Source organism: Pseudoalteromonas sp. GW168-MNA-CIBAN-0100, assembly GCF_040309225.1.
In the GTDB taxonomy this organism is placed as follows: domain Bacteria; phylum Pseudomonadota; class Gammaproteobacteria; order Enterobacterales; family Alteromonadaceae; genus Pseudoalteromonas; species Pseudoalteromonas arctica.
Genome location: NZ_JBEOOL010000839.1, coordinates 1 through 251 on the forward strand (window position 1 = coordinate 1; position 251 = coordinate 251).

Below are 251 nucleotides of genomic sequence, written 5' to 3' on the forward strand. Positions count from 1 at the left end.
TTAAATACCAGTTTAGACCAATCTTTTTATGTTAAAGCTCTGATGCAATTCGCTAAACACCTTTCTTCTGATCAACTACTTACTTTAGTCGGAGAAACCGGCCTGCGTGGCTATCCTATGGATTATCAGCATGGAGATCGCAGCTTTTTAGTGAGTTTAGAAAAGCGCTACTATTGGGAATATGATTTACTACAATTATTTAAAGTAGGCGGCGCTGCTTTTCTTGATGTTGGCCGAGCATGGTCTAACAC

Annotated in this window: 1 pseudogene; it reads left to right on the forward strand. The window is 39.8% G+C overall.

Annotated features, from left to right (window positions below):
• Positions 1–251 (forward strand): annotated as a pseudogene (locus AAEY62_RS23645) (hypothetical protein); the annotation flags it as partial.